This is a genomic window from Helicobacter pylori NCTC 11637 = CCUG 17874 = ATCC 43504 = JCM 12093, assembly GCF_900478295.1.
GTDB classification, from domain to species: domain Bacteria; phylum Campylobacterota; class Campylobacteria; order Campylobacterales; family Helicobacteraceae; genus Helicobacter; species Helicobacter pylori.
Genome location: NZ_LS483488.1, coordinates 113,842 through 137,444, shown reverse-complemented (window position 1 = coordinate 137,444; position 23,603 = coordinate 113,842). Strand labels below are relative to the sequence as shown.

Sequence of the window (23,603 nt, the reverse complement as noted above, 5' to 3'; positions counted from 1 at the left end):
GGGCGGTTAAAATGGCGATCAAAAAAAGCGAATTGTATAGCTCTTTATGGGCTGGAGCGGATAGTTTGAGGGGCGGAATGGATGCGAGCGAGTATAAAAACTATGTTTTGAACTTGCTTTTTTTAAAATACATCAGCGATAAAGCCAGAAATGACGCCAAAAACAATACTGATAGCGAAATAGAAGTGCCAGAAGGGTGTTTTTATGAAGACATTCTCGCTTTAGAGGGCGATAAGGAAATAGGCGACAAGCTCAATAAAATCATCGCCAAGATCGCAGAGCGAAACGAATTAGAAGGCGTGATTGACAGCGTGGATTTTAACGATAACACTAAGCTAGGAGAGGGTAAAGCGATGACGGACACCCTTTCTAATCTGGTTAAAATCTTTGCGGATTTGAGTTTGGGCGCGCATGGGGCTTTAGACGATGATTTACTGGGCGATGCATACGAATATTTAATGCGCCATTTTGCCAGCGAATCCGGTAAATCCAAAGGGCAGTTTTACACCCCTAGCGAAGTTTCGCTTTTGTTATCCCTTTTGCTTGGCATTGATGAAAACACCAGACAGGATAAAAGCATCTATGATCCCACTTGCGGGAGCGGTTCGTTACTATTAAAAGCTTCTAGCTTGGCCGGCAAAAAAGGCTTAACTATCTATGGTCAAGAAAAAGACATTTCCACCACAGCCCTTTGTAAAATGAATATGATCTTACACAATAGCGCTGATGCTGATATTGCTAAAGGGGGTTCTAGCACCCTTTCTAACCCCCTTTTTACTACTGAAAATGGCATGCTAAAAACCTTTGACTATGTTGTGGCTAACCCTCCCTTTAGCTTGAAAAACTGGACTGACGGGCTAAGCATAGACCCAAAAAGCAAGCAAGTCATTAATGATCATTTCAATCGTTTTGAAGACGGCACGCCCCCTGAAAAAAATGGCGATTTTGCTTTTTTGCTCCATATCATCAAATCCTTAAAAAACACAGGCAAAGGGGCAGTGATTTTACCCCATGGGGTGCTATTTAGAGGGAACGCTGAGGGTGCAATTAGAAAAAATCTCTTAATAAAAGGCTATATTAAAGGCGTGATAGGCCTAGCCCCTAACCTTTTTTATGGCACTTCCATTCCTGCATGCGTGATTGTTTTAGACAAAGAAAACGCGCGCGCCAGAAAAGGCGTTTTTATGATAGATGCGAGCAAGGATTTTAAAAAAGACGGCAATAAAAACCGCTTAAGAGAGCAAGATGTCCAAAAAATGATAGACACTTTTAACGCTTTAAAAGAAATCCCTTATTATTCCAAAATGGTGAGCCTAGAAGAAATCAGCGCTAACGACTATAACTTGAATATCGCACGCTACATTGCCGCCAAGCAAGAATTGGAAAAAGACTTGTTCGCTTTAATCAACAGCCACAAGGCCAGTTATTTGCCCAAAAACGAAATAAAAGCCTACGCCCCTTATTTTAGAGTGTTTAAAGAGCTTAAAAACACGCTTTTTAAAAAGAGCGATAAAGAGGGTTATTACGCTTTAAAAACAGAATGCGAAAACATTAAAGAATTAATCACTCAAAGTTTAGAATACCAAACCTTCCACGCTTCTGTTTTAGACGCTTTTGACCGATTGGATTTATTTGAAACTTTTAATGATTTAGAGCCAGGTTTTAACCCAAAAACCCTCATAGAAAGCGTTTGTTCAAGGGTTTTAAAAGAATTTGAAAAAGTGGAAATTTTAGACAAATACGGCGTGTATCAGCTCTTTAAAGATTACTACAACGAAGTCTTGCAAGACGACTGGTTTCTTCTTTCATTCAATGATTTTTTGAGCGCTAAAGAATTAAGGGAATTAACCCCCCTAAAAGACAAAAACAAAAAAGCCAATTATTTAGAGGAGCCGGATTTTGTCATTCAAAAAACCCACTATAAAAGCGATCTGATCCCTAAAAACCTGATCAAACAACGCTTTTTTGAAAAAGAAGCGAAAGAATTAGAAGAATTAGAAAACGCCCTTAATGAAAAAGAGACCCATTTTGAAGAATTTATAGAAGAGCATTCTAGTGAAGAAGGGCTTTTTTATGAATTGAAAATCAATGAAAGCGTTTTGAAAAAAGAGCTAAAAAACGCCACCGATTCAGAAGATAAAAAAATCCTAAAAACCGCTTTAGAATTGCTAGAAGCTAAAAACAAGGCGCTAAAAATGAAAAATAAAGCCCATGAGAAGCTGGAATTAAAAGCGTTCCACCAGTATAAAAACCTGAAATTAGACGAAATTAAGGATCTCATCATCAAAGACAAATGGCTTAAGAGCCTAAAAAATGCCCTAGAAAACAAAATTTTAAAACGCATCAACGCTTTTATTAGTGCCCTTAATGGAATCATTCAAACTTACTCTAACAGCTTGTTAGAACTAGACAAAGAAGTCAAAGAGAGCGAATCAAAAGTTTTAGAGCATTTGAAGGATTTGGGGATTGTCGTTTGATATTAAAAAGTTTGGAGTGCCTTTTGACTAGCGTATCCTCGCTATGAGACCTCCAAACTAGAAGAGATTATAGCACAGGAAATTTAATGGAACTTGAAAATGAAGTTTTTAATCGTATTTTAAAGCATCTAGCCCTAAAAAACCCCCTTGCTTTCAAAAATAAGGGTTTAGATCAATTAAAAAAATCTATTAGCGTGTTACACTATGACTATCTCATAGGTGATAGTAAGGAATTGGGTATCGTGTTACAAAAATACCCTAATAAAGAAAATGAAATCAATAACCTTTTTGATTTTTTAATGCATTTTTATAACAAACGGACTAAAACGCACCACATGCTTTTTTTATGGATACATTTTTTTGAAACGGCTTTGCGTTCTAAAATGGCGGTTATTTTGGCTCAAAAACACAGCAGCAAGGATATTGACGATTGGTTTTTATCTAAAAAGCTTAGCCATAAGATTGAACGCTTAAAAAACACCCACCATTTAGAGAGTTTAAAAGGATACAATGGCTTTCAAATCTTAAATTTATTCACTCTTGGCGATTTAGAAACCATTATTAAAATATATTGGAGCGATTCTAAACCCTTATTTGCAGATTACAAAACATACAACGAGTATGTTTTGCCAACCTATGGCACTTGGGAGCATTTTTTAAAGACTTTCAGCTTGATACGAAAAGCTAGGAATGACTTATTCCACAACAACCCTTCTAAAATTAAAACAAGTTCGCTAGTTAAAAACATTGAAATCTTACTATTAAGGCTGGATTTTAACCCTAAAAGTGCTTTTGATAACACCCTAAAATTAGAGCGCACTATTCTTATTAAGACCATTCAAAAGAACGCATGGACGCATTAACAACACACTTAAATTGGCAAAGAGTGAGACTTGGGGATATACTAGAACTTCTAACTGACTATCATGCAAATGGCTCTTACGAACTACTTAAAAATAATGTAACATTATTGAAACATGTAGATTTTGCTATTATGATACGAACTACTAATTTTGAAAATAATGATTTTAAAAATGATTTAATCTATATCAATAAAAAAGCCTATGAGTTTTTATCAAAATCAAAAGTTTTTGCTGGAGATATTTTAGTTAATAAAATTGCCAATGCTGGAACAGCGTATTTTATGCCTAAATTAAATCAACCTGTTTCTTTAGGCATGAATTTATTTTTATTACGAATAAAACCAAACTATAACAATTTTTTTATTTTTAAGCAAATAGCAAATTACGAAAGGGTTTTAAAAACTTTTGCTAATGGTTCGGCAACAAAAACGATAACAAAAAATGTAATTAAAAATTTACTAATCCCACTACCCCCCCTAAACGAACAAATCGCTATCGCTAACATTTTAAGCGGTTTGGATCACTATCTTTACACTTTAGACGCTCTCATTCTTACTAGAATGTTAGTTTCTGTCTCTAAGTCTCATAGAAAGGGACTTGAAAACTATGGCAAAGACATTAAAACCTAATTTAGATAAAGATGAGTTAAACACACTTTATAAGGCAAATCTTGCTTATACTAAAAACACGCATGAGCATTATTTCAAATTTAAAAAAGATTTAGACTATAAACTCTTTAATCCTAGCATTATGCATGAGCAAGGTTCTATAAGCTTTGTAGGCGGACAAGGAGCTAAAAGATTATTAGACATACTCTACAAGCTCGCATTTAATGCTAAGTCTAATAAGATTGCCCTAGATAGACATTACGCCAAAATGTTTTTGCAAGTTCAAGCAAGAACTCTAAGAAAGAATGTCAATATATTAGAAGAGCAAGGTTTTATTGAAGTCATTAAAGGAAAACAAAGATACTTGTATGTGTATCTTAAAGATTACAGAGAATTAGAGGGCTATAACTCCGTAGGAGCTAATCAAAAGAACAATATCCCATCGCCTTTTTTCTTACAGATTATGCGTTTCTTAGAAAAGTTTGCCAAAGAAATTGAGAAAGTAAAAATTAACAACAAAGAATGTGTTATGCATATTCCTAGTCAAGAGCTTATGCAAAGAGTTAATAATGTTGTTTTAAAATTCACGCCTATTTCTAATCTTAATACCACTTACACTTTATCCTACAAGGATTTAACAAACAAAGACATTCCTTCTAATCTTTGTTTCTATCAAACAGCCATTGTGAAGAAAAATCTCTTAAAGGCTTTAAAAGACAAAGAATGTGTAGGCGAACCTATTAACAACTCACCCAAAGTTTCAAACTACTTTCAAGAGAGTGCTTAAGAATGACACCAAGCACAACTTTAAATATTTGTTTCAATAAGAAAAACAGCAAACTGATTTTACAAATGGATACCGAAACACAAGAAAAGTTTTTAGCGGATTTGTTTGAAAAAGCTTTACAAAAAAATCTACAAGCTTATTGGATAACAACAACTGAAACTAAGAATGAATTAACAAGAGAAGAGTTTTCAAATTTACTAAAGGAAAACAATGATTGAACTAATCTTACACAAGAAGTCCATACAAATTGATGAAACATTGCTGAATGTAAAAGAGCATTTAGAAAAGTTTTATTCAAACAAAGAACAAGAGACAATCGCAAAAACTTTAGAGGGCCAAACAGAGCTTACTTGCAGTTATTTATGGGATAAAGATTTTTCATTGCTAGAAAAGCATTTAGAAAATAGCTTAGGGCATTTTACTTTTGAGAGTGAGTTTGCCCTACTAAAAGACAAAGAGCCTTTGAATTTAGCTCAAATCAAACAAATCGGTGTTTTAAAGGTTATTACCTATGAAATGACACAAGCCTTAAAAAATCAAATCATTCATTTAACGCAAGTTGTCAATGAAGAAAATTTAGAGTTTGATGAAGAACTTGTTATTTATCACTTAGATTTTAAGCTCAATCAAAATACTTACAAAGTGTTAGCGAAATTTTGCGTGATTAAAAAAGAAAGGAACATTGTATGAAAAAATTAAGGCATTTTAGAAAACTTATCGCCTTTTTAGGTTTTTCACCTCTTTTATTACAAGCGGATATGACTACCTTTTTTAATTCCATTGAACAACAGCTCACTAGCCCTACGGCTAAAGGCATTTTAATGGTTATTTTTTTAGGACTTGCTATTTTTATATGGAAAAACTTAGATAGATGGAAAGAAATTTTAATGACCGTGCTTGCTATTGCAATTGGTGCTGCAATCTTTTTTAAAGCCCCAGCCTTAGCTAACTGGTTTATGGGTATTTTTTAAAAGAAGTCCCCATGCAATTAGTTGGTATTTCAGTTTCTAATCTCAAAGAAATCAGCTCCAAAGAAAAATTTCTTTGGCTCAATGCTAAGAGTTTTTTACTCTCAGGATTTGTGCCTTTTATTATGATACCTTGGCTAGATATACTGAACTCTTTTGTGCTTTATGTGTGCTTTCTCTTAATTTTTAGCATAGCGGAGTTCTTTGATGAAGATATAAGTGACATTTTAATCGCTCATTCCAAAATTAAAACCAAAGCTAATTCATTTTACGCTTAAAAGGAAAAAATATGCAAAAAGAAGTCTTAGTAGAAAAACCTAATCCATTAACCATTTCTTACAACTTAGAACAAGCTATCTCTAGCTTAAAATCAAGTGTGAATGCGTTAATGAAAAAAGAAGCTCATTTAGATGCCTATATTCTTGTTACTAATATTAGAAATATTGTAGATGAGTTGCATAAAGAAGTTGTTTTAGCTAATCAAAGCAATAAAAACACCCCTAAAAGAAAAAGAAAGTCTTCTTAATGTTAGAAAGCGCCCTTAAATATTGCAAGGAAAAAGCCATAGACCTTTTAGCAGGGTTTGTGCCAAAACCTATTCTATGGCACAGGAGTGCAATATTTTAGGCTTGTATGATGATACTTTCATTATTACCAAACAAGAAAATCTAGTAGGCATTATATCCTTACAAGGACTAAGCTATTCTAATTTAATGCAAAAAGACTTAGAGGGCTATTTTGATACTAGACAAAATGTTCTCAACACCATTAGTAAAGACATTCAATTAAGAATTGTGGCTAAAAGGCGTAAGGAATTTATCAATCAAAGTCCAAATATTGACAATATTTATGCCAAAGCTATTATCACACAGTTTGAAAGCAAGGAAATCTATAAAACAGAGTATTTTTTAGTGTTTAAAACTATCACTTCTAATGTCAAGTCTTTCTTTGAAAAAAAGAAATTGGAAATGACTACTTCAATTAATGAAGAGTTAGAAGAAAGCTCTAAAGAAGATAAACAAGAGAATGAAAATAGCTCCAATGAAACTCATTCAAACACAAGCTCTAAAAAAGACAAGAAAAACAAGTTCAAAAAAAAGATAACCTTTAGCGCCACAAGTAATGTGAAAAGAAAACTCAAAGAAGTTAAAGAAGCCATCAATCAAGGCGTGGAGAGATTAGAGGCTAATGTGAAAGATTTAGAGCTGATTATCCCTAAAGATTTGAAAGCCACTGAAATCATGGCTAATATCAACAGTCCTTGGATACCCACTCAGTATTTAGAAGAGTTTTTAATAGAATTGAGCGCTAACCATTATGAAAAGCAATACGGCGATAAAATGACAGATTACCAACTAGGCAATCTCAAAGAAGACATCAAAGTAGAACACCTAAGCGGCGCTTATGAAGTTTCTATTAGAAGTAATGAACTAAACGAGCTTTATGGCATCAGGCATAAAGACAAAGCGCATTCTTATAAAGCGCCTTTTGAAAGCCTTTTAAATAAAGTCTTAAACAACAAGGATTTGAGCGTTAAATACGCCCAAGTTGATCCTAATGACCCTAAAAAAGAAATCTTTATCACTGATGAAGAGCAAAGCAATCTCGCCAGACAAAAAGCAGAAGAATTGAAAGAAGCTTTTAAAGACTGGATTTATAAAGATTATACAAGAAGAACCCATTTAGAGCAAATCTATAATGACACTTTCAATAACTCTGTTTTAAAAACCTATGATGGCTCGCAATTAGAACTAGAGGGCTTTAACCAGTATATCAGCTTGCGCCCCCACCAAAAGAACGCTATTTTTAGAACCATCCAAGACAGGGCGGTGTGTTTAGACCATCAGGTTGGAGCAGGCAAGACTTTGTGCACTATAGCCAGTTGCATGGAACAAAAACGCATGGGATTAGTGAATAAAACGCTCATTGCCGTGCCTAACCATTTGACCAAGCAATGGGGCGATGAATTTTATAAGGCCTACCCTAACGCTAACGTGTTAGTTGTTGATAGCAAGGACACCACTGAAAAAGAAAGAGAACTTTTATTCAATCAAATCGCTAACAACAATTATGACGCTGTGATTATCGCGCACACCCATTTGGAATTGTTGTCTAACCCTAGAGGAATCATAGAAGAATTGAAAGAAGAAGAGCTAGTGAATGCCGAAAAAAACTTTGAAAGGCAAGAACTGGCTTATAAAAATAACCCTAGAGAAACTAAAAAACCCAATGAAAGAGCCTTTAAAAACAAACTGGATAAAATCCGCGCTAAATACGATGCGATTTTAGAAAAACAAGGCTCTCATATTGATATTAGTCAAATGGGGATTGACAATTTGATTGTGGATGAAGCCCACTTATTCAAAAATCTAGCCTTTGAAACTTCTATGGAAAAAATTGCAGGGCTTGGTAACCAACAAGGCTCTAATCGCACTAGAGATTTGTTTATTAAAACGCGCTACTTGCATCAAAACGATAAGAAAATCATGTTTTTAACCGGCACGCCTATAGCTAATTCCTTGAGTGAAATGTATCACTTGCAACGCTACCTAACCCCTGATGTGTTAAAAGAAAGAGGGTTAGAATTCTTTGATGATTGGGCTAAGACTTATGGGGAAGTGGTGAATGATTTTGAATTAGACACTTCCGCTCAAAGTTATAAAATGGTCAATCGCTTTTCTAAATTTAGCGATGTGCAAGGCTTAAGTGCCATGTATAGAGCTTTTGCGGACATTGTCTCTAATGATGATATTTTAAAGCATAACCCCCACTTTGTGCCTAAAGTGTATGGGGATAAACCTATCAATGTGGTGGTGAAAAGAAGCGAAGAAGTGGCTCAATTTATTGGCGTGGCTGATGAAAATGGCAAATATAATGAAGGCTCTATCATTGATAGGATGCAAAAATGCGAGGGCAAGAAAAGCCAAAAAGGGCAAGACAATATCCTTTCTTGCACCACAGACGCTAGAAAAGTGGCTTTGGATTACCGCTTGATTGACCCTAACGCTAAAGTAGAAAAAGAATTTTCTAAAAGCTATGCTATGGCAAAAAATATCTATGAGAATTATTTAGAAACTCATGCCACTAAAGGCACACAACTTGGTTTCATAGGGCTATCCACACCCAAAACCCATAGCCAAAAAGTGAGTTTAGAAGCGCTAGATAACGCTCACGAAACCGAAAACAAAAATCCCCTAGATGAAACTCAAGAACTTTTAGAGAGCTTGTCTAGTTATGATGAAAATGGCAATCTTATCGCTCCTAGCAAGAAAGAATTAGAGAACGAACTCAAAGAGAAAGGGGCTAAAAGCGTCAATTTAGATGAAGAGATAGCTAAAGGCTGTTCGTTTGATGTTTATAGCGATGTTTTGAGGCATTTAGTCCAAATGGGTATCCCACAAAATGAAATCGCTTTCATCCATGACGCTAAAACCGAAGAGCAAAAGCAGGATTTGTTTAAAAAGCTCAATCGTGGCGGAGTCAGGGTATTATTGGGCAGTCCCGCTAAAATGGGAGTAGGCACTAATATGCAAGAAAGATTAGTCGCTATGCATGAATTAGATTGCCCATGGAGACCTGATGAATTGTTGCAAATGGAAGGGCGTGGGATAAGACAAGGCAATATTTTGCACCAAAACGATCCTGAAAATTTTAGAATGAAAATCTATCGCTACGCCACTGAAAAAACTTATGATAGCCGTATGTGGCAAATCATAGAGACTAAATCTAAAGGCATAGAGCAATTTAGAAACGCGCACAAATTAGGCTTGAATGAATTAGAAGACTTTAATATGGGGAGTTCTAATGCGAGTGAGATGAAAGCAGAAGCGACAGGCAATCCCTTAATTATTGAAGAAGTCAAATTAAGAGCGGAGATTAAAAGCGAAGAGGCTAAATACAAAGCTTTCCATAAAGAAAATTATTTCAATGAAGAGAATTTGAAAAACAACTCTTCTAAATTAGATTATCTCAAACAGGAATTGAAAGATTTAGAAACGCTTCAAAGCTCCATAATAATCCCCACTCATACAGAGATCAAGCTCTATGATTTGAAAAATGAAGAGAGTAAGGATTATGAGCTTATCAAAGTTAAAGAAGTAGAGCCTTTAAAAGAAAATGCCTCTATGAGTGAAGAATTAACGCACAAAAAACTCAAAGAACAAAACAAGCAAATAGCCGAACAAAATAAAGAAAAGCTAGACGCTATTAAAAAGCAATTTGCAAGCAATTTGAACGACTTGTTTTTCAATGAGGAAAGAGATTGTAAGCTTTTAGAATACAAGGGCTTTGTGGTGAACGCTTATAAAACTAAGTATCAAGTGGAATTTAGTTTAAGCCCTAAAGACAATCCCAATATTGCCTATAGCCCTAGCAATATGGTTTATAAAAACGATACTAACCAACTGTTTAGCTCTTATAATTTCTGCGCTGAGATCAAATTTGATGGGTTTTTAAAGAGATTGGATAACGCTATCACTAAACTCCCTGAAAAAATCAAGGAATTAGAAAACTCCATTGAAACCACTCAAGAAAATATCGCTAAATACACAAGATTAGTGGAGCAAAAACCTTCTTACCCACGACTAGAATACTTGCAAGCGTTAAAATGGGATCATAAAACTTTAATAGATGATTTAGCTAAAATGAGCAAAGACAGAGATTATAAGCCTGTGTTCAACCCTAAATCTAAAGAAGTCTTAGAGAAAATGAACGCTGAAAAAAGAGCGAGTTTAGTGGATGAGAGTAAAGAGCAAGCCAACCAAGAAGCGCATAGACCAATGAAAAAAGTGGCTAATGATGATTATGACATGGGGATGTGAGTTCCATTAATACTTTCAATAACATGTTTTTAAATAATGTTATTGAATTTGGCGTAATGCCTTTTAATATTCTTTTTCTCTAAACTTTTCCCTTTTTAAAAACACCCTAAAAAACCACCACTAATAAAATTATACTAACCATTTCAAAAAGAACTAATAGATAACATAACTATTTACAATAACATAGTATTAAGTTTTTCTATTTTATATACTTTTAAGCTATTTATCTTTAAAATATATTTAACAAAATGATAAAGGAATAAGCGATGATAATCACCATAGCCAATGAAAAAGGAGGGAGCGGTAAATCCACTTTGTGCTTGAACTTGTGCGTTCAATTATTGCTAGACAAGAAAGATATTGCCGCATTAGACACTGATAGCCAAAAGAGTTTGGAAGTGTTTAACAATATTAGAAGTGAAACGAGTTTGCCCAATTTCACGCTCTTTAATCGCACAGGCAATATCACAGACACCTTAAAACAGATGATGGACAAATACGAATACATCCTTATTGATACTAAAGGCGAACATTCTAAAGAAAGCCAAAGGGCTATGTTGTTGAGCGATTGGGTGCTAATACCCACCACGCCAAGCCAACTAGACACAGCGGTGCTATTAGACATGCTAGAAAGGATTAGAGACATTCAAGCGTTGAATGAAAACTTGAAAGCTTGTATTGTGATGAACCGCATCCCTACTATCCCCACTCTTAAAGAGAAAAAAGCTCTCATTGATTTTGTCAGCCAAAATAACGCTAATGAAAGCGTGTTTTTAATGGATAATCTATTAAGCGAAAGGATAGCTTATAAGCGTTCAGTGAGTGAAGGTATGGGTGTGATGGAATACAATGACAATAAGGCTAAAAACGAATGGTCTCAATTCTATGATGAATTGAGCGAGTATTTAAGGGGCAAAAAATGAAATAGTATAATTTATAGTTTAATTCTAAATAATGCTTAATTGTGTTATGATATTAAAAACAATCTACTTTAAAGGATAAATATGGAATTTAAAAACACTAAAAAAGACAGGCTGAGCGATTTAGAAAATCGCTTTGAGAATGCCAACAAGCATGAAACAAACAAACATGAAAAAGAAGACAGGAAAAAAGCCCACACGCTCTATATTTCAGAGAAAGTGATGAATAGCGTAGAAGAGTATTTGAATGAATTTGGAGCGTTCAGAGAAAATAAAAGCGTGTTTGTTCAAGACGCTATTGTTTTTTATTTAGAACACAAGAAAAAAGAAATGAAGCAAATGCTTTTAGATAAGGCGAGCAAGTTGTGATTTTATGGTGTTTTTATACCGAGGAGCTTAAATGAAGAAAACAAGACTTTTAAAGTTGAGAGCGTTGAGTTTGGCATGTTTAATGGGATTAGGCGTGAGTGGGTGCGCGTTTGTAGATAAGCAAATTTTAAACGACCACTTGACTAAGGCTAAAAATAACCCAAAATATGATTGCCAAAAAGAAATGTGGTCTTTCCCTAAAAAATACGATGGGGTAAATCAGTGTTTAAAGGCTCAAGAAGAACTTATTGAACCAATCATCACTAAAAAGATTGATCAGTATCAATGCGATGATTTCACTAATGAAAGCTTAAAAGATAAGTGTTTCAAAAGAAACGATGCCTACTTAAACACTCTTTTAACGCCCATCATTCAAAAACAAGAGCGTCGTTTTAGTTGCTCTGACTTCCATAACCCAGAACTAAAAGAACAATGCATGGATAAAACTAACGCTTATGAAAAACAAAAAGACCAACAAAAAAGGCTAATCAATCTCGCGCAATTAGAAGCGTTTGAAAAAGAATACGCACAATATCAATCATACATTATCCCTTACTTCACCAAAGAATGCGTTAAAAATTCGCCCCATTTAGCTAACAAGGAAAGACTATGCCAAAAAGAAGTGCATGAAAAATTTAGCGACCCTTATTCTAGCTCTAAGGAATTGAGCGTTAAATCAGCTATTTCTTTTTGCATTAAAAAAGTTGATGCTAAATTAGAAAAAGCCGCTCTGATGAATGGCGTTTTTATAAACCCTTATAAAAAATCCACCCATTGCCAAAGAACGCATTTGGAAAACAAGAGCTTGAAAGAAATCGCTTTGGATATGAACCCTAAATTAGAAAAGCAAAGCCCTTTTATTGATGCAAACAAGTTGGCTATGCAATCTGCGGGGTTATTGAGAAAGAATAAAGGTGTCTTGATCGCTTTTGCTACAGATATTTGCATGGAGCGTAACGAACATAAGAAAGGAGAGTTTATCAGCCTTAAAGAGAGCTGCGCCCAATCGCAAGCCAAAATCTATAACAACAAAGAGCGCTTTGATAAATTCATACAAGATTACCAAAAAGACTTAAAAACTTGCCTTTTAGACACTTCTAACACTAAAGAAGAAATGGAGCAAAATTTTTCACAATGCCAAAAAGAGCAATTGAGAGACGATAACAAAGACTTGGGTTTCACTTTAGAAGAATTGGTTAAAAAATACGCTAAGTAAAGTTATTTAATTTTATGGATGGTTCTAAAAATCCATTCCATAGTTATTGTTAGGGTTTGTGGGTTCATTGGTAGTTTTGTTAAAATCTTTGAGTGGTATTTTTTTGAGCGCGTTTGTGTTTTCTTGCGTGTCTTGTGTAATGGCTGTGATTTGATGGTTATTTTGCAAGTTTTCTAAAGCTATGCTTGCGCTTTTTGATAAGGTTTTAAAGCATTGTAATTCTTTCTGCAAAAAATTAAGCGATTTTTCACAGCGTTTAATGATTTTATCCCTTTGCCCTCTTTCATAAATAGGCAAATCATTTTCATTAGCCTGTGTTAAAAATTTCAAATCTTTTGATAGCTCCATAGCTCTAGTTTCTAAGAATTCTTTCCGCTTCTTGGCAAAACAATAATTTTCCTCTTCAAGTCTTTTTAAATGTTCTAAAAGATTGAGCCAAGCTTGTTTGTCTAATAAATTGTCCTGTGGGTTAGAATTTTTAACACTATCATCTATCTTTTTCATTTCAAACCTAGCAATATTAACAAGTAAAGCGCTATCTTTAAAGAACTTAGCCACTAAAAACATATTACCTTTATCAGTTAAGCTTAAATTTTGATAATTCATATACCTAAAAAATTCAAAAGCTCTTTGCGAAATACTATGTCTATCGCTTTTAAAATCTAAAGCAATTTTTTCTAAATTTTTAACAATGTTTTTACTTGTGAAAACTTTACTCATGCTCTTTAGTCTAGTGTAAAGCTCAAAGCGTTTTTTTGAATGGGATAAATCAGCTTCTAAATCTTTGCTAAATTCTTCCTTTAAGACTTTTAAATCTTTATAATCTTTCTCTAAAGCTATAATCTTTTTCTGTGTGGCAAAAAGTTTTTTGGTGGTATAAAGATAATCTTTTATTAAAGGGCTTTTACAGACAACCAATTTTTGAGTTTTTTTATAAGTGTTTTTAGGGGTTAAAGATTCTTTATTCACCCATTTTATTTCTTTAAGTTGTTGGTTAAGTTCTTTTTCATTTGTTGGGGGCGTGAATTTTTCTTTTTCCCAATGTGTTTTTTCTAATAAACTTTTTAGACTATCTAAATGATCAGATAGGGCATTTTCTCTTTTTTTCAAGCTTTCTATTTGAGAAGTTGCACTGCCCAAAACTTTATAGAAATAGTTTTCATGCCTAAAACTCTTATTGTTTCTAGCCTGTTTTTCTAGCGTATCTAACTCTGTTTCTATGTCTTTAATCGCCCTATAAATATTAGGCGTGTTAGAATATTGCAATTCGCCTTTTGAGTTAGCAAATAAATAATCTTTAAATGTTTCTCTTAGTGTGTGGTAAAACTCTTTACAGCTGTCTTTAGAATTAAAGCGTAATTGCTTATTGGTAATTTTGTTAGTCTTGTTGATAATCACATGTGCATGCGGATTGTTTTGGTGTGTATGGAGTTTCATTATAAAAGGATAATCATAACCTAGCGTGTTAGTGAGTGTTTGATACACGCTTAATTCCAAAGCTTTTAAATTTTTTTCATTACAATTTTCATCAATGCTAAACACTAGATGTAAAGCGCAATTTTTAACACGGCTCTTATTTTCTAATAATTTTTCAAATTGCTCATTCCATTGCTCTGCTATATTATTATAATTAACTTCATTAAAAAATTCATCTCTCACTAGCTCACCATGTTTAGCGGTATAATCCATCGCCCTTTTTGAATGCAGGCGTGTCATGTTGCCTATGTTTTTGATGACCACTTGTTTTTGTGGCTCTCTTGAACGCATGAATTCTTCTTGTGTCAGTTGGGTTAAATTTTTAGCAAACTTTTCTACTTCTTTATAGTAGCGTTTAGCATAAGTGTATTGTATCTTAAGCGTCTTTTTGGGCTTGATGATCTCATAATCAAAAAGCTCATCGCTTTCAAAGTCTTTATTATAACTTTTTTCTAACGCCATTTTATTGTAATTTTATTCTCCCAAAAACTTTCGCTTGTTTTAACTTTCTTAGCCCTTATTCTAACATTATTATCCCCCTTTTTAAAGTGCAGGATAACACTTCAATTCCGTAAAAATTGAAGTCAATTTGACCTTACAGGTGGCTAAAACACGCACTTTTAAGATATTCTTAAATCAAACTTAATCAAAAAAAACTTATTTTAAAACTTTCAATTCACTGCAAGTAGTGCTAAAGGTTATGACAAGTTATGCTAAAATGAAAACAAGTTACGCTAACTATCTTTTATTAAAAAGGAGTTCAATATGTCAAATATTATTACAGATTACTCACAATACAATGAAAAGCAACTGCAACATTTTTTAAACTCCATTGAAAAACAATTGCTTAAGGCAGAAGGGGATAAAAATAAGGCGATAAAAAAAATCCAAGAGTGTGAATTGCAAGAACAAATGATCAGACAAGTTTTAGCCCAAAAACATTCTCAAGAAAAAGAACCCACACCAAGTTTGTTGAATACGATCGCCTCAAAAGATGACCCAGAATACGATGTTTCGTTTGGAGACTTCAATGATTTTTTACAAATAGCAAAACAAGAAAGAGAAAGGCATAATGCTTAAAGTCAGAACTAAGAAAGATTTTCTTAAAGACTTTAATAAACATATCTTGTCTGGGCGTATTACAGAAAGCGATGTTACAAGCATTGTTGATTGCCTCAAAGAGCAAAAACCGCTCCAACAAAAATATTGCGACCATGCCTTGAGTGGCAATCTTAAAGGGCTGAGAGAGTGTCATGTCAAGCCGAACTTGTTATTGATTTATGAAATCAAAAAACAAGAAAACGAACTTGTTTTATTGCGTCTAGACACTCATAGCGAGCTATTTAAAAAGTGATCAAACGCTAAAAAAATTTATCCACACAACCATCCGTGCTAATTTTTAATTTAAGTTGCGCTAACTTTAAAATAGAATATGCTAATTTCTAAAAATAAGTTGCGCTAAGCCACGCTACAAAAATGTTAATCTTTATCTTAAATCTTACTAATCATCTAACGCAAATCCGTGTTAGAAATTGATGCATTCTTTTTTAGCAACAAGGATAAGAAGTTGCAGAAAGCGATTTTTAAAAAGCAATTAAAAAACACTCATGCAAACTTTTTTAATCCATCAAAACACTTCTTCATTGGGCTTGACTTCCCAGTTAATACGAGAGAGTAATTCTTTGTTTTTGAAATAATAATTCGCTTTTAATTTTAAGGGTTTAGCCTTATGACCGCTTACTAAAACGATCACTTCATCTTTATCAATATTCATAATATCTTGCGCGCTCAATAAGTCCCACGCCTCTTTACCTATACTAGAAGTCCCTCCGGTAATGAGTTGTCCTTTTTCTGTAGAGTGGCTTCGTGTTTTTCTAGTCATCTTACCGACTTCTTCGCTCACCTGTTTAGCATATTCTAAATCATCCATTTTGAAAATTATTTTGTAAGCCACGGTGCTATTAACAATTCTTGCATCTTCTCTGCCATAATATTTTTCAATAAGAGCGTTGGATTGCGTGATAAAAATTAAAACCACACCATAGCTCCTGCTCAATGCGGGCATTTCTAATAAAAAAGGCAATTTACCAAAACGCACAAATTCATCTAAAAACAGATAAACCCTTTCTTCAAATTTCTTACTCTCTTTCAATAAAAGATTTTTAGCAATACTTTCCAAAAGGATACGGATAAGCGGTGCGAGTGTTTCAATATCTGTTTGAGCGATTTTAATACTCCTTAGCAGAAATCCCAATCGTCTTTAGCGGTTGGGATGAATGCTACCAGTTCATGGTATAATATCCCCATACATTCGTATCTAGCGCAGGAAGTGTGCAAAGTTACGCCTTTGGAGATATGATGTGTGAGACCTGTAGGGAATGCGTTGGAGCTCAAACTCTGTAAAATCCCTACTATAGGGACACAGAGTGAGAACCAAACTCTCCCTACGAGCAACATCAGCCTAGGAAGCCCAATCGTCTTTAGCGGTTGGGCACTTCACTATAGAGTGAAATATTGTCAGCCCTTAAATCCTCGTATTCAAAACTCATGCTATCTGTAGCGCTTTTAACTTGATAGCTTGTAAAGACTTGCATAAAACGGCTATAAACTGATTTAATGCTCGCAAACTCTTTATCATTCGCCTTAGCCCATTTGTTCGCTTCGTTTCTAATAATAGGATCTAACATACCCTCTTTCATTATAATATTGCCTTGATCGTCTTTTTCTAAATGATTCACAGATCCATCATAATTTTTAGGATTTTCTGGGTCAGTATGGACTTGTTCGGCTACTTGTTTATACCATAGCAATTCCACATTGACATTAGGTTTCATTTTTTTAACGCCATTTTCTACTTTAGCCATATAACGCCCATTCTCTTTAATAAAACCATTATCGCTACTTTGACATTCATATAATTCAGTATAAAATCGGCTTTGTGGATTGATTAAGGGGACATAATTTTTTATAGGAGCGCTTGCAATTTCAAAAAAGGTGCTAGTGTTATGCACACACAAATCATAAAGAGCGTAAAAGACAAATAAATTTTTAGCTTGCTGTGTCCAATGAGGGTCTTTATTTGCCCCATCTTCAGCAAAAATAGTATTACCCACTTCATCTACAAGCCTTCGCTTTCTGTTAAAATCTAATTTTTCTACAATGCGTTTATCAAACGGATTGAATTTAAGCGTGTTATCGTTTCCTAAGGGATCAAATACAAAAATTTTATTTTTTAGAACTTGTTGTCTGTAACCAGCCGTTAAATCAAACAGCTCCCCTTTAATATCTAACACCACACAAGAGCTAGGCACATTTAAAAGATTAGGAACAGCCACAGCTGCGGTTTTACCACTTCCAGGAGGAGCGATAATTAAAGTAGAAAGCGGAGCATCATAATAAGTAGGCTTAAGCGAATTTAAACCTTTATACAGCCCCACACAAAAACCTTTGTTAAAATTTAAGGTCATAGGGTAACTTTTAGAAGAACCTAGCGTAAAGACATCTTTGCAAGCCTTAGGGAGAGTTTTAGTGTAATAATCTTTTTGAATGCTATTAAGCTTATGGAATAAATTGCTGGTTTTATCCTTAAATTTATCTCTTAATGTTTTGAATTTTTCTCTCATGTGAATTACCCAACCGCTAAAGCGATTGGGCTTTTTCTTGCTTCATAGCTCCATAACTAGCTAGATCCAATATGTTTCCATATTTAGAACTAACCCCGTTAGAGGAAGCTCCACAAGCTTTGACACACTCATTAGTGTGATGAGTGTAATCGCTTCGGATAATCCCTACCCTAGCTTTATCTGTCTTTACTTTATGCCTATCATCTAGCATGCCTAAAGCGTAGTTTCTGATATTGACGCTCGCATTATAATCTCTGTGGTGTGTGGTTTTACAATGAGGACAAGTGAATTTAGTGATTCTTTCATGTTTTTTGCCTGTATTGACCCCACAATAAGAACATAATTGAGAGCTAGGGAAAAATCTGTCTATGCCTAATAGGGTTTTGCCTTTTCTTTGGGCTTTGTATTCCAACATAGTAAGGAATTTCCCCCAACTCGCATTAGCAAGGCTTTTAGAATGATAGGTTTTCATAAGAGCTTTAATATTCAAAGTTTCTACTCCTATCAAATCGTATTGATTGGTTATCTCATTACTGATTTTATGCAAGTAGTCATCTCTAGTGTTTGAACAAGCTAAATGCAATCTGGATACCTTTTTAGCTTGTTTTTTCCTGTTGTTGGAACCTTTTACTTTTTTACTCAACCTCCTTTGCGCTTTAGTGAGTTTCTTTTCTAATTTTTGATAAAAGCGAATGTGTGGGTATTCTATTTTATCGCTTGTAACAATGAGCGTTCTTAAGCCCATGTCTAAACCTACCGCTTTTTTGATAATGGTGGGGTTAGGGATAGGCTCTTTAGTTTCATAGGATAGAGAACAAAAATATTGATCCGCTATGCAAGAAATAAAAGCCTGTTTGATAACGCTATCTTTAGGCAAGTCTCTGTGTAATTTAGCCTTAATGCCCTCTTTGAATTTAGGGAGAGCGATGGTTTGAGTTTCTGTTTTGATTTCTATGTTTTGAGGGATTGCAAAAGATTGTTTAGCGTTTTTCTTGGATTTGAATTTAGGGTATCTCGCTCTTTTACTGAAGAAATTATCATAAGCGCTCACCAGCTGTCTTAACGCCATTTGCAAGCTTTGAGAATTGCATTCATTGAGATAATGGTATTTTTCTTGCCGCTTGATTTGGGTTAAGACTTTTTGCATGGTGAAGTAAGTTTCTTTAATGCCTTTTGCGTATTGCTTTTGCCGGTAATCTAAAAAGTAGTTATACACGACTCTAGAACAGCCAAAATGTTTAGAAATCAATTCTTTTTGTTGGGCGTTAGGATAAATTCTAAACTTGATAGCGTTAAGCAAAAATAACTCCTTATCTTTATCTTGTATTATTATACAATGTTTTTATAAATAATGAATAAGGATAGAGGAATGAGGAAAAACCATTATCCATTAAGGGGGTATATTCCAACCAACAGAAGTAAGCATAATCTAAAAGCCCATTTGATTTTAGTGTGTAAATACAGAAAAAAGTTATTGCAAGGGGATTTGAATAACTTTATTAAGTCTGTTATAGATGAGATAGCCACCCAAAGCAATCTCATTATCATTGCGATGGAAAGCGATATAGATCATTTGCACTTAATGGTTCAATATATCCCTAGAATGTCTATTAGTTCCATTATTGCTAAAATCAAACAAATCACTACTTATAGAGTTTGGCGCGATAAAAGATTTATCCCCTTATTGCAAAAACACTTTTGGAAAGAAAAAACTTTTTGGACTGATGGATTTTTTGCTTGCTCTATCGGTGAGGCTAACCCTGAAACGATCAAGGCGTATATAGAAAATCAAGGTTAGTTTTACTTAAGGTTTTTATAGTTCCTAGCGGAACTAAAGCATTCATCCCAAACACTAAAGATATTTGGGATTTCTGCTTGGGTGGTTTAAAGCGTTCATAGAAATACAAGAACCATCTTTAGCGATAACATCTAGTTTCATCGTGTTGTTAGGGCTTAATTTGGGCACTTTACAATACTGGCTGGAGTAATTGTTTTCTTGCGAGTTAGGATTAGTGGCGCTATTAGAACTGCTGCCATTAGTTGGGCTAGTGGTGTTAGTGGGATTATTGGAATTGTTTGTGTCTCCATTACCAAAAGGAATAGGGAAAAACCCCCCATTCCCTAACCCCCCACCACTTGAGCTATTGTTATTAAAATTGTCATACCCTCCTGTGTTATTGTTAGTAGAGCCATGATTAGTGAAATTATTCTCATAACCCCCTACAGAGCCACCGCTTGAAGAGTTAGATCCATTCACTCCATCCACACCTAACACGCCATCTGTATCAATACCACTGCCCACGGCATTATGATTTGAATTATTTCCATTACTCCCACTGCTCCCATTTATCCCATCGTTGCCATTTATCCCATAGCCATTACTCCCATTTGCGCCATCTTTGCCATTGATAGCGTTATCATTGGGGCTGTTAGGGTTGTTATTAAAAGGCGTGTTAGCATACATAGGGTCATTGGTAGCGTTAGTTTGAGCGGTGTTTTCTAGCTTTTGGTATTCTTCTTTGCTAACGCCTAAAATCTTAGCCACTTCTTCAGCATTCTCGCCTTTTAAAACAAGAAGAGTGGATTTTTTAATCTTGGCGTTAGGAGGTATTTTTAAACTGGTTTTAGCGGAGCTAGTCAAAAGAAACGATTGATTGTCTCTTAAAAGACTGGTGACTTCTATATCTATGCTGTTAGTTGCATTGTTTCTAAAATAAAACCCATGAGCTTCTACTTTAAACACCCTCTTGCCTAACACCACCCTGCTTTCTATCGCTCCATTAGGCAAATTAGCGTCAATTTCTTTAGTGGTGATAACACTCAAAGCATAAGCTGGACTAAGCAAACCTAATAAAAACGCTCCCAGAATAAAGCAGAAAAATAGAAAATGGTTATATGGATAAGTTTTCATTTGTTTTTGCTCCTTTATTTCAATAACTCATATCCATAGGTATAGATACGCCATCATTTGCTAAGCTTTGATTATTCTTTAATTCTTTAGACTTTGTTAATGCGTTTTGTATGTCTTGCTTTGATTTATTTTCAAAAGCTTGTAGTTTAGGACTTAATGGCTTTTTCTCAGTGTTATTTTTTACAGATTTTTTACTATTAAAATCAACAGAATGATTACCCTGAGTGAAATCAATAGGTTCATCATCTAAAAAAGACAAATCATTGTTATTTTTTACATTATTATTGTCAATAATGTTATTTTGTTTAATATTATTGTCTTTAATTAGATTATCATTAGTAGTATTTTTAAACATCTCATTAACATCAGCATTATTTTGAGTTAAATTATTTTGATTTTCGCTGTTAAACTTCTAAACACCCAAAACTCTTTTATCCACTTCGTTATTGGCAATAGCGTTTTGTAAGATTTTATGTTGCTCTTCATTGAGTGGGGGAATATGATTTTCTTTTTGATTGTTAAAAATGCCATAAGGAGTTTGATTAGCTTTTGAATTTTGAATATTGTAAGTTAGGGCAAGTTTTATAGGGTCATTTTCTTTTAAATTTTTATTATTGATTAGAGCTGTCATTAAAACTTCATTTAAAAATTCTTTGTGCTTTGTCTTCATAGCGCTTGGTTTTTTATTAACCAGCATGGCTAAAACTTGCAATTCTTTGGCGCTCATATTATGTTTAGCGTATTCTAAAAGCTCTTTTTTGAATAATTTATCAGAGTATTTTTTTTGTTTTTCACTAGGTAAATCTTGTTGTGTAACCTTAAAATTTTCTCTTCTGTTATGTAAAAAATTTTTTAAATTTGTTATAGGTATCAAATGAGAGTTTTTAGAATTTTCCCTAATGTTTTCCTTTGTTTCTGCGTTTAATTGTTCTTTATTTTGATAATTTTTATCGTCTTGTTTGTTGATAAACTCTTTTATCTCCAAGTTAAGCTTATCATTTTGTAAATCATCTAAATCTTGTTCAAAAGACTTCTGAATGGTTTGTTCTTCATCGTCTTTGTATTTATTATCACTTAAATGTTCTAAATCTTTTAAGTCATTTTGTAAAGCACTTTGTAATTCAAAATCAATATTATCTTGTTCTAAAAGTTGCTGCTGCGTTTTGTCTGTCGTGATTGTTTGTTGTAACTCTTCAAGCTCTTTAGAATAGACAGATTGTAAAGTTTCAAATTCCGCATAATTAGACGCACGGCTTAAATCATTAGAAAACCTAGTTAAAAAAGTTGTCCATTCTGTATTGCCTCCAAATTTATTATAAATTTCTTTCATATCTTTTTTTAGCTCTTTAAAAAAATCACTCCAAGCTTTTGCTTTTTGTTGCTCATTGATGGAAAATAAACTATCAAATAACATTTAAAACTCCATTGTAGAGTATGGATCTACTTGCTTTTGTGTTTGGTTTTGTTTTTGATTTTCAAAAAAGATTTGTTGGTATTTTTCGTTTTTAATCATGCAATAGTCATTGATAGTTTCAAACAATTTATCAATATTGTTTTTATAAGCGCTTTTTTGTTCATCACTAAAAGCATTGTTTTTATCTATATCGTTTAAAATCCTATCTTTGACATCTTTTAATACAAGATTAGAAGTGGCTCGTTTTTCCATAGGATAATCTTTATCATGTTCTAGTCTTATCATGGCGTTTGTAGATTTCTCAAAATGAGCGTTATTAAGGGGTTTTAGGTTTTCAACGAAATTATCCATTTGTTGTTCGCTTAAATATTTAGAAAACACTTCTAAATTATATAACTTTTCAATTTTTACATAAGGTTCGCATTTTTCTTGCACCCTTTCAAAATAAGTCTCACCCATTGAGTTGGTTTTTTCTTGAGTTTCATACAAGGGGATCTTTTCGCCCTTAGCATTTAGAATGTATTCGCCTTGATTGTTCTTTGCATAAATAATTTCGTTGTTTTCATTTCTTAGAATTTTATCTTTTGAGTGTTTGATGAACATAACTTCCACGCAAGGCTCATTGTTTTTAATTTCTCTTAAAGCGTTTTTAAATTCATTGGCTTTTTGTGGTTCTTCATTGGCGAGTTTCCCTATCTCTAGTTTAATTGCAGCGTCGCTAAGTCCTATCCACGCGCTTGAATTATAATTATGTATAGCCTTCTCTAAATCAAGGTTAAGATCATTTACATTGTTATAAGGAGCGCCTGAGTAAGCGCAAAAATTACGGCTATTTTGAGCTATGCTTTGTTTGTAATCATCTTTACTAATACCTATCTTTTCTAATTTAGCACCACTTTTATAAGGCGCTTCCACTTTATTGCTTGGGTTTGCTATAAACAAGAGATTGTCTGCAACTTTTTTTGTGTAATAAATCCTAGCTCTTTCAAACTCATTTAATCCCTTGTTTTGTGATACTTGCTCTGTATTTTGGTTCATATAAAACCCCTAAAAATAAAAATTTTTTAAATATAACCATATTTTTAAAAACTAAACAATACGGGTTTTTTAAAGATTTTTATTCTAAAAATCCGTATGTTTTAGTTACTAAA

Annotated in this window: 18 protein-coding genes and 5 pseudogenes; 16 read left to right on the top strand and 7 right to left on the bottom strand. The window is 33.8% G+C overall.

All coding sequences use genetic code 11. The features are described from left to right. Positions 1-11: 11 nt before the first annotated feature. The 13 genes and pseudogenes from DQL14_RS00620 to DQL14_RS00555 all read left to right on the top strand — a co-directional run bounded on the left by DQL14_RS00620 (position 12) and on the right by DQL14_RS00555 (position 13,028). Complete coding sequence (locus DQL14_RS00620) at positions 12-2,477, top strand: type I restriction-modification system subunit M (protein ID WP_108169485.1); 2,466 nt, start codon at positions 12-14, stop codon at positions 2,475-2,477. Between the two features lie 86 nt (positions 2,478-2,563). Further along, positions 2,564-3,340, top strand: a complete 777-nt coding sequence (locus DQL14_RS00615) for an Abi family protein (protein ID WP_108169484.1) — start codon at positions 2,564-2,566, stop codon at positions 3,338-3,340. After that, positions 3,328-3,969, top strand: coding sequence for a restriction endonuclease subunit S (locus DQL14_RS00610; RefSeq protein WP_108169483.1), 642 nt, complete (start codon positions 3,328-3,330; stop codon positions 3,967-3,969). The genes DQL14_RS00615 and DQL14_RS00610 overlap by 13 nt, the downstream gene beginning before the upstream one ends. Beyond that, positions 3,947-4,735: an integrase gene (locus tag DQL14_RS00605; protein WP_172953003.1), complete on the top strand. Its 789-nt coding sequence runs from the start codon at positions 3,947-3,949 to the stop codon at positions 4,733-4,735. The genes DQL14_RS00610 and DQL14_RS00605 overlap by 23 nt, the downstream gene beginning before the upstream one ends. 2 nt (positions 4,736-4,737) lie before the next feature. Further along, the gene (locus DQL14_RS00600; protein ID WP_108169481.1) at positions 4,738-4,953 is read left to right on the top strand and encodes a hypothetical protein; all 216 of its coding nucleotides are present in this window, start codon (positions 4,738-4,740) and stop codon (positions 4,951-4,953) included. Continuing rightward, complete coding sequence (locus tag DQL14_RS00595; RefSeq protein WP_108169480.1) at positions 4,946-5,425, top strand: hypothetical protein; 480 nt, start codon at positions 4,946-4,948, stop codon at positions 5,423-5,425. Before DQL14_RS00600 ends, DQL14_RS00595 begins: the two co-directional genes overlap by 8 nt. Further along, positions 5,422-5,706 carry a TrbC/VirB2 family protein gene (locus DQL14_RS00590; protein WP_064432016.1) on the top strand — a complete coding sequence of 95 codons (285 nt, stop codon included), beginning with the start codon at positions 5,422-5,424 and terminating at the stop codon, positions 5,704-5,706. Before DQL14_RS00595 ends, DQL14_RS00590 begins: the two co-directional genes overlap by 4 nt. A gap of 11 nt (positions 5,707-5,717) precedes the next feature. After that, the gene (locus DQL14_RS00585) at positions 5,718-5,981 is read left to right on the top strand and encodes a hypothetical protein (protein WP_001177716.1); all 264 of its coding nucleotides are present in this window, start codon (positions 5,718-5,720) and stop codon (positions 5,979-5,981) included. An 11-nt stretch (positions 5,982-5,992) separates the two neighbouring features. Next, positions 5,993-6,229, top strand: a complete 237-nt coding sequence (locus DQL14_RS00580; RefSeq protein WP_001168532.1) for a hypothetical protein — start codon at positions 5,993-5,995, stop codon at positions 6,227-6,229. Further along, a pseudogene (locus DQL14_RS00570) lies at positions 6,229-10,523 on the top strand (SNF2-related protein). Before DQL14_RS00580 ends, DQL14_RS00570 begins: the two are co-directional and overlap by 1 nt. Before the next feature lie 266 nt (positions 10,524-10,789). Next, on the top strand, positions 10,790-11,446 hold the full coding sequence (locus DQL14_RS00565; protein WP_108169479.1) for a ParA family protein: 657 nt from the start codon (positions 10,790-10,792) through the stop codon (positions 11,444-11,446). Positions 11,447-11,527: 81 nt separating this feature from the next. After that, positions 11,528-11,812 (top strand): hypothetical protein, encoded by a 285-nt coding sequence (locus DQL14_RS00560; RefSeq protein WP_000394639.1) that lies wholly within the window; start codon positions 11,528-11,530, stop codon positions 11,810-11,812. A 31-nt stretch (positions 11,813-11,843) separates the two neighbouring features. Beyond that, positions 11,844-13,028, top strand: a complete 1,185-nt coding sequence (locus tag DQL14_RS00555) for a hypothetical protein (protein ID WP_108169478.1) — start codon at positions 11,844-11,846, stop codon at positions 13,026-13,028. A gap of 24 nt (positions 13,029-13,052) precedes the next feature. On the opposite strand, the gene DQL14_RS00550 is transcribed toward DQL14_RS00555, so the two are convergent. Further along, positions 13,053-14,966, bottom strand: coding sequence for a relaxase/mobilization nuclease domain-containing protein (locus DQL14_RS00550; RefSeq protein ID WP_108169477.1), 1,914 nt, complete (start codon positions 14,964-14,966; stop codon positions 13,053-13,055). 303 nt (positions 14,967-15,269) lie between these two features. Here DQL14_RS00550 and DQL14_RS00545 point away from each other — a divergent pair, with 303 nt between their 5' ends. Both DQL14_RS00545 and DQL14_RS00540 read left to right on the top strand, forming a co-directional pair. Then, a complete protein-coding gene (locus tag DQL14_RS00545) occupies positions 15,270-15,584 on the top strand; it encodes a hypothetical protein (protein WP_108169476.1) in 315 nt (104 codons plus the stop codon). Continuing rightward, positions 15,577-15,858 (top strand): type II toxin-antitoxin system RelE/ParE family toxin, encoded by a 282-nt coding sequence (locus tag DQL14_RS00540; protein WP_000921939.1) that lies wholly within the window; start codon positions 15,577-15,579, stop codon positions 15,856-15,858. Before DQL14_RS00545 ends, DQL14_RS00540 begins: the two co-directional genes overlap by 8 nt. A 273-nt stretch (positions 15,859-16,131) precedes the next feature. Here DQL14_RS00540 and DQL14_RS00535 read toward each other — a convergent pair. The 3 genes and pseudogenes from DQL14_RS00535 to DQL14_RS00515 all read right to left on the bottom strand — a co-directional run. Further along, a pseudogene (locus DQL14_RS00535) lies at positions 16,132-16,734 on the bottom strand (type IV secretory system conjugative DNA transfer family protein); the annotation flags it as partial. A 268-nt stretch (positions 16,735-17,002) separates the two neighbouring features. Next, positions 17,003-18,127 (bottom strand): annotated as a pseudogene (locus tag DQL14_RS00520) (type IV secretory system conjugative DNA transfer family protein); the annotation flags it as partial. 16 nt (positions 18,128-18,143) lie between these two features. Beyond that, complete coding sequence (locus DQL14_RS00515) at positions 18,144-19,427, bottom strand: RNA-guided endonuclease InsQ/TnpB family protein (protein WP_108169473.1); 1,284 nt, start codon at positions 19,425-19,427, stop codon at positions 18,144-18,146. Between the two features lie 51 nt (positions 19,428-19,478). Between DQL14_RS00515 and tnpA the strand changes: the two genes are divergently transcribed. Beyond that, entirely contained in the window at positions 19,479-19,925 is a 447-nt protein-coding gene (gene tnpA / locus DQL14_RS00510; protein ID WP_162296838.1) for an IS200/IS605 family transposase, read from the top strand. 72 nt (positions 19,926-19,997) lie between these two features. Here tnpA and DQL14_RS00500 read toward each other — a convergent pair. The 3 genes and pseudogenes from DQL14_RS00500 to DQL14_RS00490 all read right to left on the bottom strand — a co-directional run. Then, a pseudogene (locus tag DQL14_RS00500) lies at positions 19,998-21,038 on the bottom strand (competence protein); the annotation flags it as partial. A gap of 19 nt (positions 21,039-21,057) precedes the next feature. Continuing rightward, positions 21,058-22,452: pseudogene (locus DQL14_RS00495) on the bottom strand (hypothetical protein). After that, positions 22,453-23,490 (bottom strand): hypothetical protein, encoded by a 1,038-nt coding sequence (locus tag DQL14_RS00490; protein WP_108169472.1) that lies wholly within the window; start codon positions 23,488-23,490, stop codon positions 22,453-22,455. Positions 23,491-23,603 lie beyond the last annotated feature (113 nt).

What these genes read in the sequence shown, in the direction of transcription:
- DQL14_RS00545 (WP_108169476.1), top strand. Translation starts at nt 15,270, where the DNA reads ATGTCAAATATTATTACAGATTACTCACAATACAATGAAAAGCAACTG.
- DQL14_RS00590 (WP_064432016.1), top strand. Translation starts at nt 5,422, where the DNA reads ATGAAAAAATTAAGGCATTTTAGAAAACTTATCGCCTTTTTAGGTTTT.
- DQL14_RS00490 (WP_108169472.1), bottom strand. Translation starts at nt 23,490, where the DNA reads ATGAACCAAAATACAGAGCAAGTATCACAAAACAAGGGATTAAATGAG.
- DQL14_RS00560 (WP_000394639.1), top strand. Translation starts at nt 11,528, where the DNA reads ATGGAATTTAAAAACACTAAAAAAGACAGGCTGAGCGATTTAGAAAAT.
- DQL14_RS00620 (WP_108169485.1), top strand. Translation starts at nt 12, where the DNA reads ATGGCGATCAAAAAAAGCGAATTGTATAGCTCTTTATGGGCTGGAGCG.
- DQL14_RS00595 (WP_108169480.1), top strand. Translation starts at nt 4,946, where the DNA reads ATGATTGAACTAATCTTACACAAGAAGTCCATACAAATTGATGAAACA.
- DQL14_RS00550 (WP_108169477.1), bottom strand. Translation starts at nt 14,966, where the DNA reads ATGGCGTTAGAAAAAAGTTATAATAAAGACTTTGAAAGCGATGAGCTT.
- DQL14_RS00565 (WP_108169479.1), top strand. Translation starts at nt 10,790, where the DNA reads ATGATAATCACCATAGCCAATGAAAAAGGAGGGAGCGGTAAATCCACT.
- DQL14_RS00610 (WP_108169483.1), top strand. Translation starts at nt 3,328, where the DNA reads ATGGACGCATTAACAACACACTTAAATTGGCAAAGAGTGAGACTTGGG.
- DQL14_RS00605 (WP_172953003.1), top strand. Translation starts at nt 3,947, where the DNA reads ATGGCAAAGACATTAAAACCTAATTTAGATAAAGATGAGTTAAACACA.
- DQL14_RS00555 (WP_108169478.1), top strand. Translation starts at nt 11,844, where the DNA reads ATGAAGAAAACAAGACTTTTAAAGTTGAGAGCGTTGAGTTTGGCATGT.
- DQL14_RS00600 (WP_108169481.1), top strand. Translation starts at nt 4,738, where the DNA reads ATGACACCAAGCACAACTTTAAATATTTGTTTCAATAAGAAAAACAGC.
- DQL14_RS00615 (WP_108169484.1), top strand. Translation starts at nt 2,564, where the DNA reads ATGGAACTTGAAAATGAAGTTTTTAATCGTATTTTAAAGCATCTAGCC.
- DQL14_RS00585 (WP_001177716.1), top strand. Translation starts at nt 5,718, where the DNA reads ATGCAATTAGTTGGTATTTCAGTTTCTAATCTCAAAGAAATCAGCTCC.
- tnpA (WP_162296838.1), top strand. Translation starts at nt 19,479, where the DNA reads ATGAATAAGGATAGAGGAATGAGGAAAAACCATTATCCATTAAGGGGG.
- DQL14_RS00580 (WP_001168532.1), top strand. Translation starts at nt 5,993, where the DNA reads ATGCAAAAAGAAGTCTTAGTAGAAAAACCTAATCCATTAACCATTTCT.
- DQL14_RS00540 (WP_000921939.1), top strand. Translation starts at nt 15,577, where the DNA reads ATGCTTAAAGTCAGAACTAAGAAAGATTTTCTTAAAGACTTTAATAAA.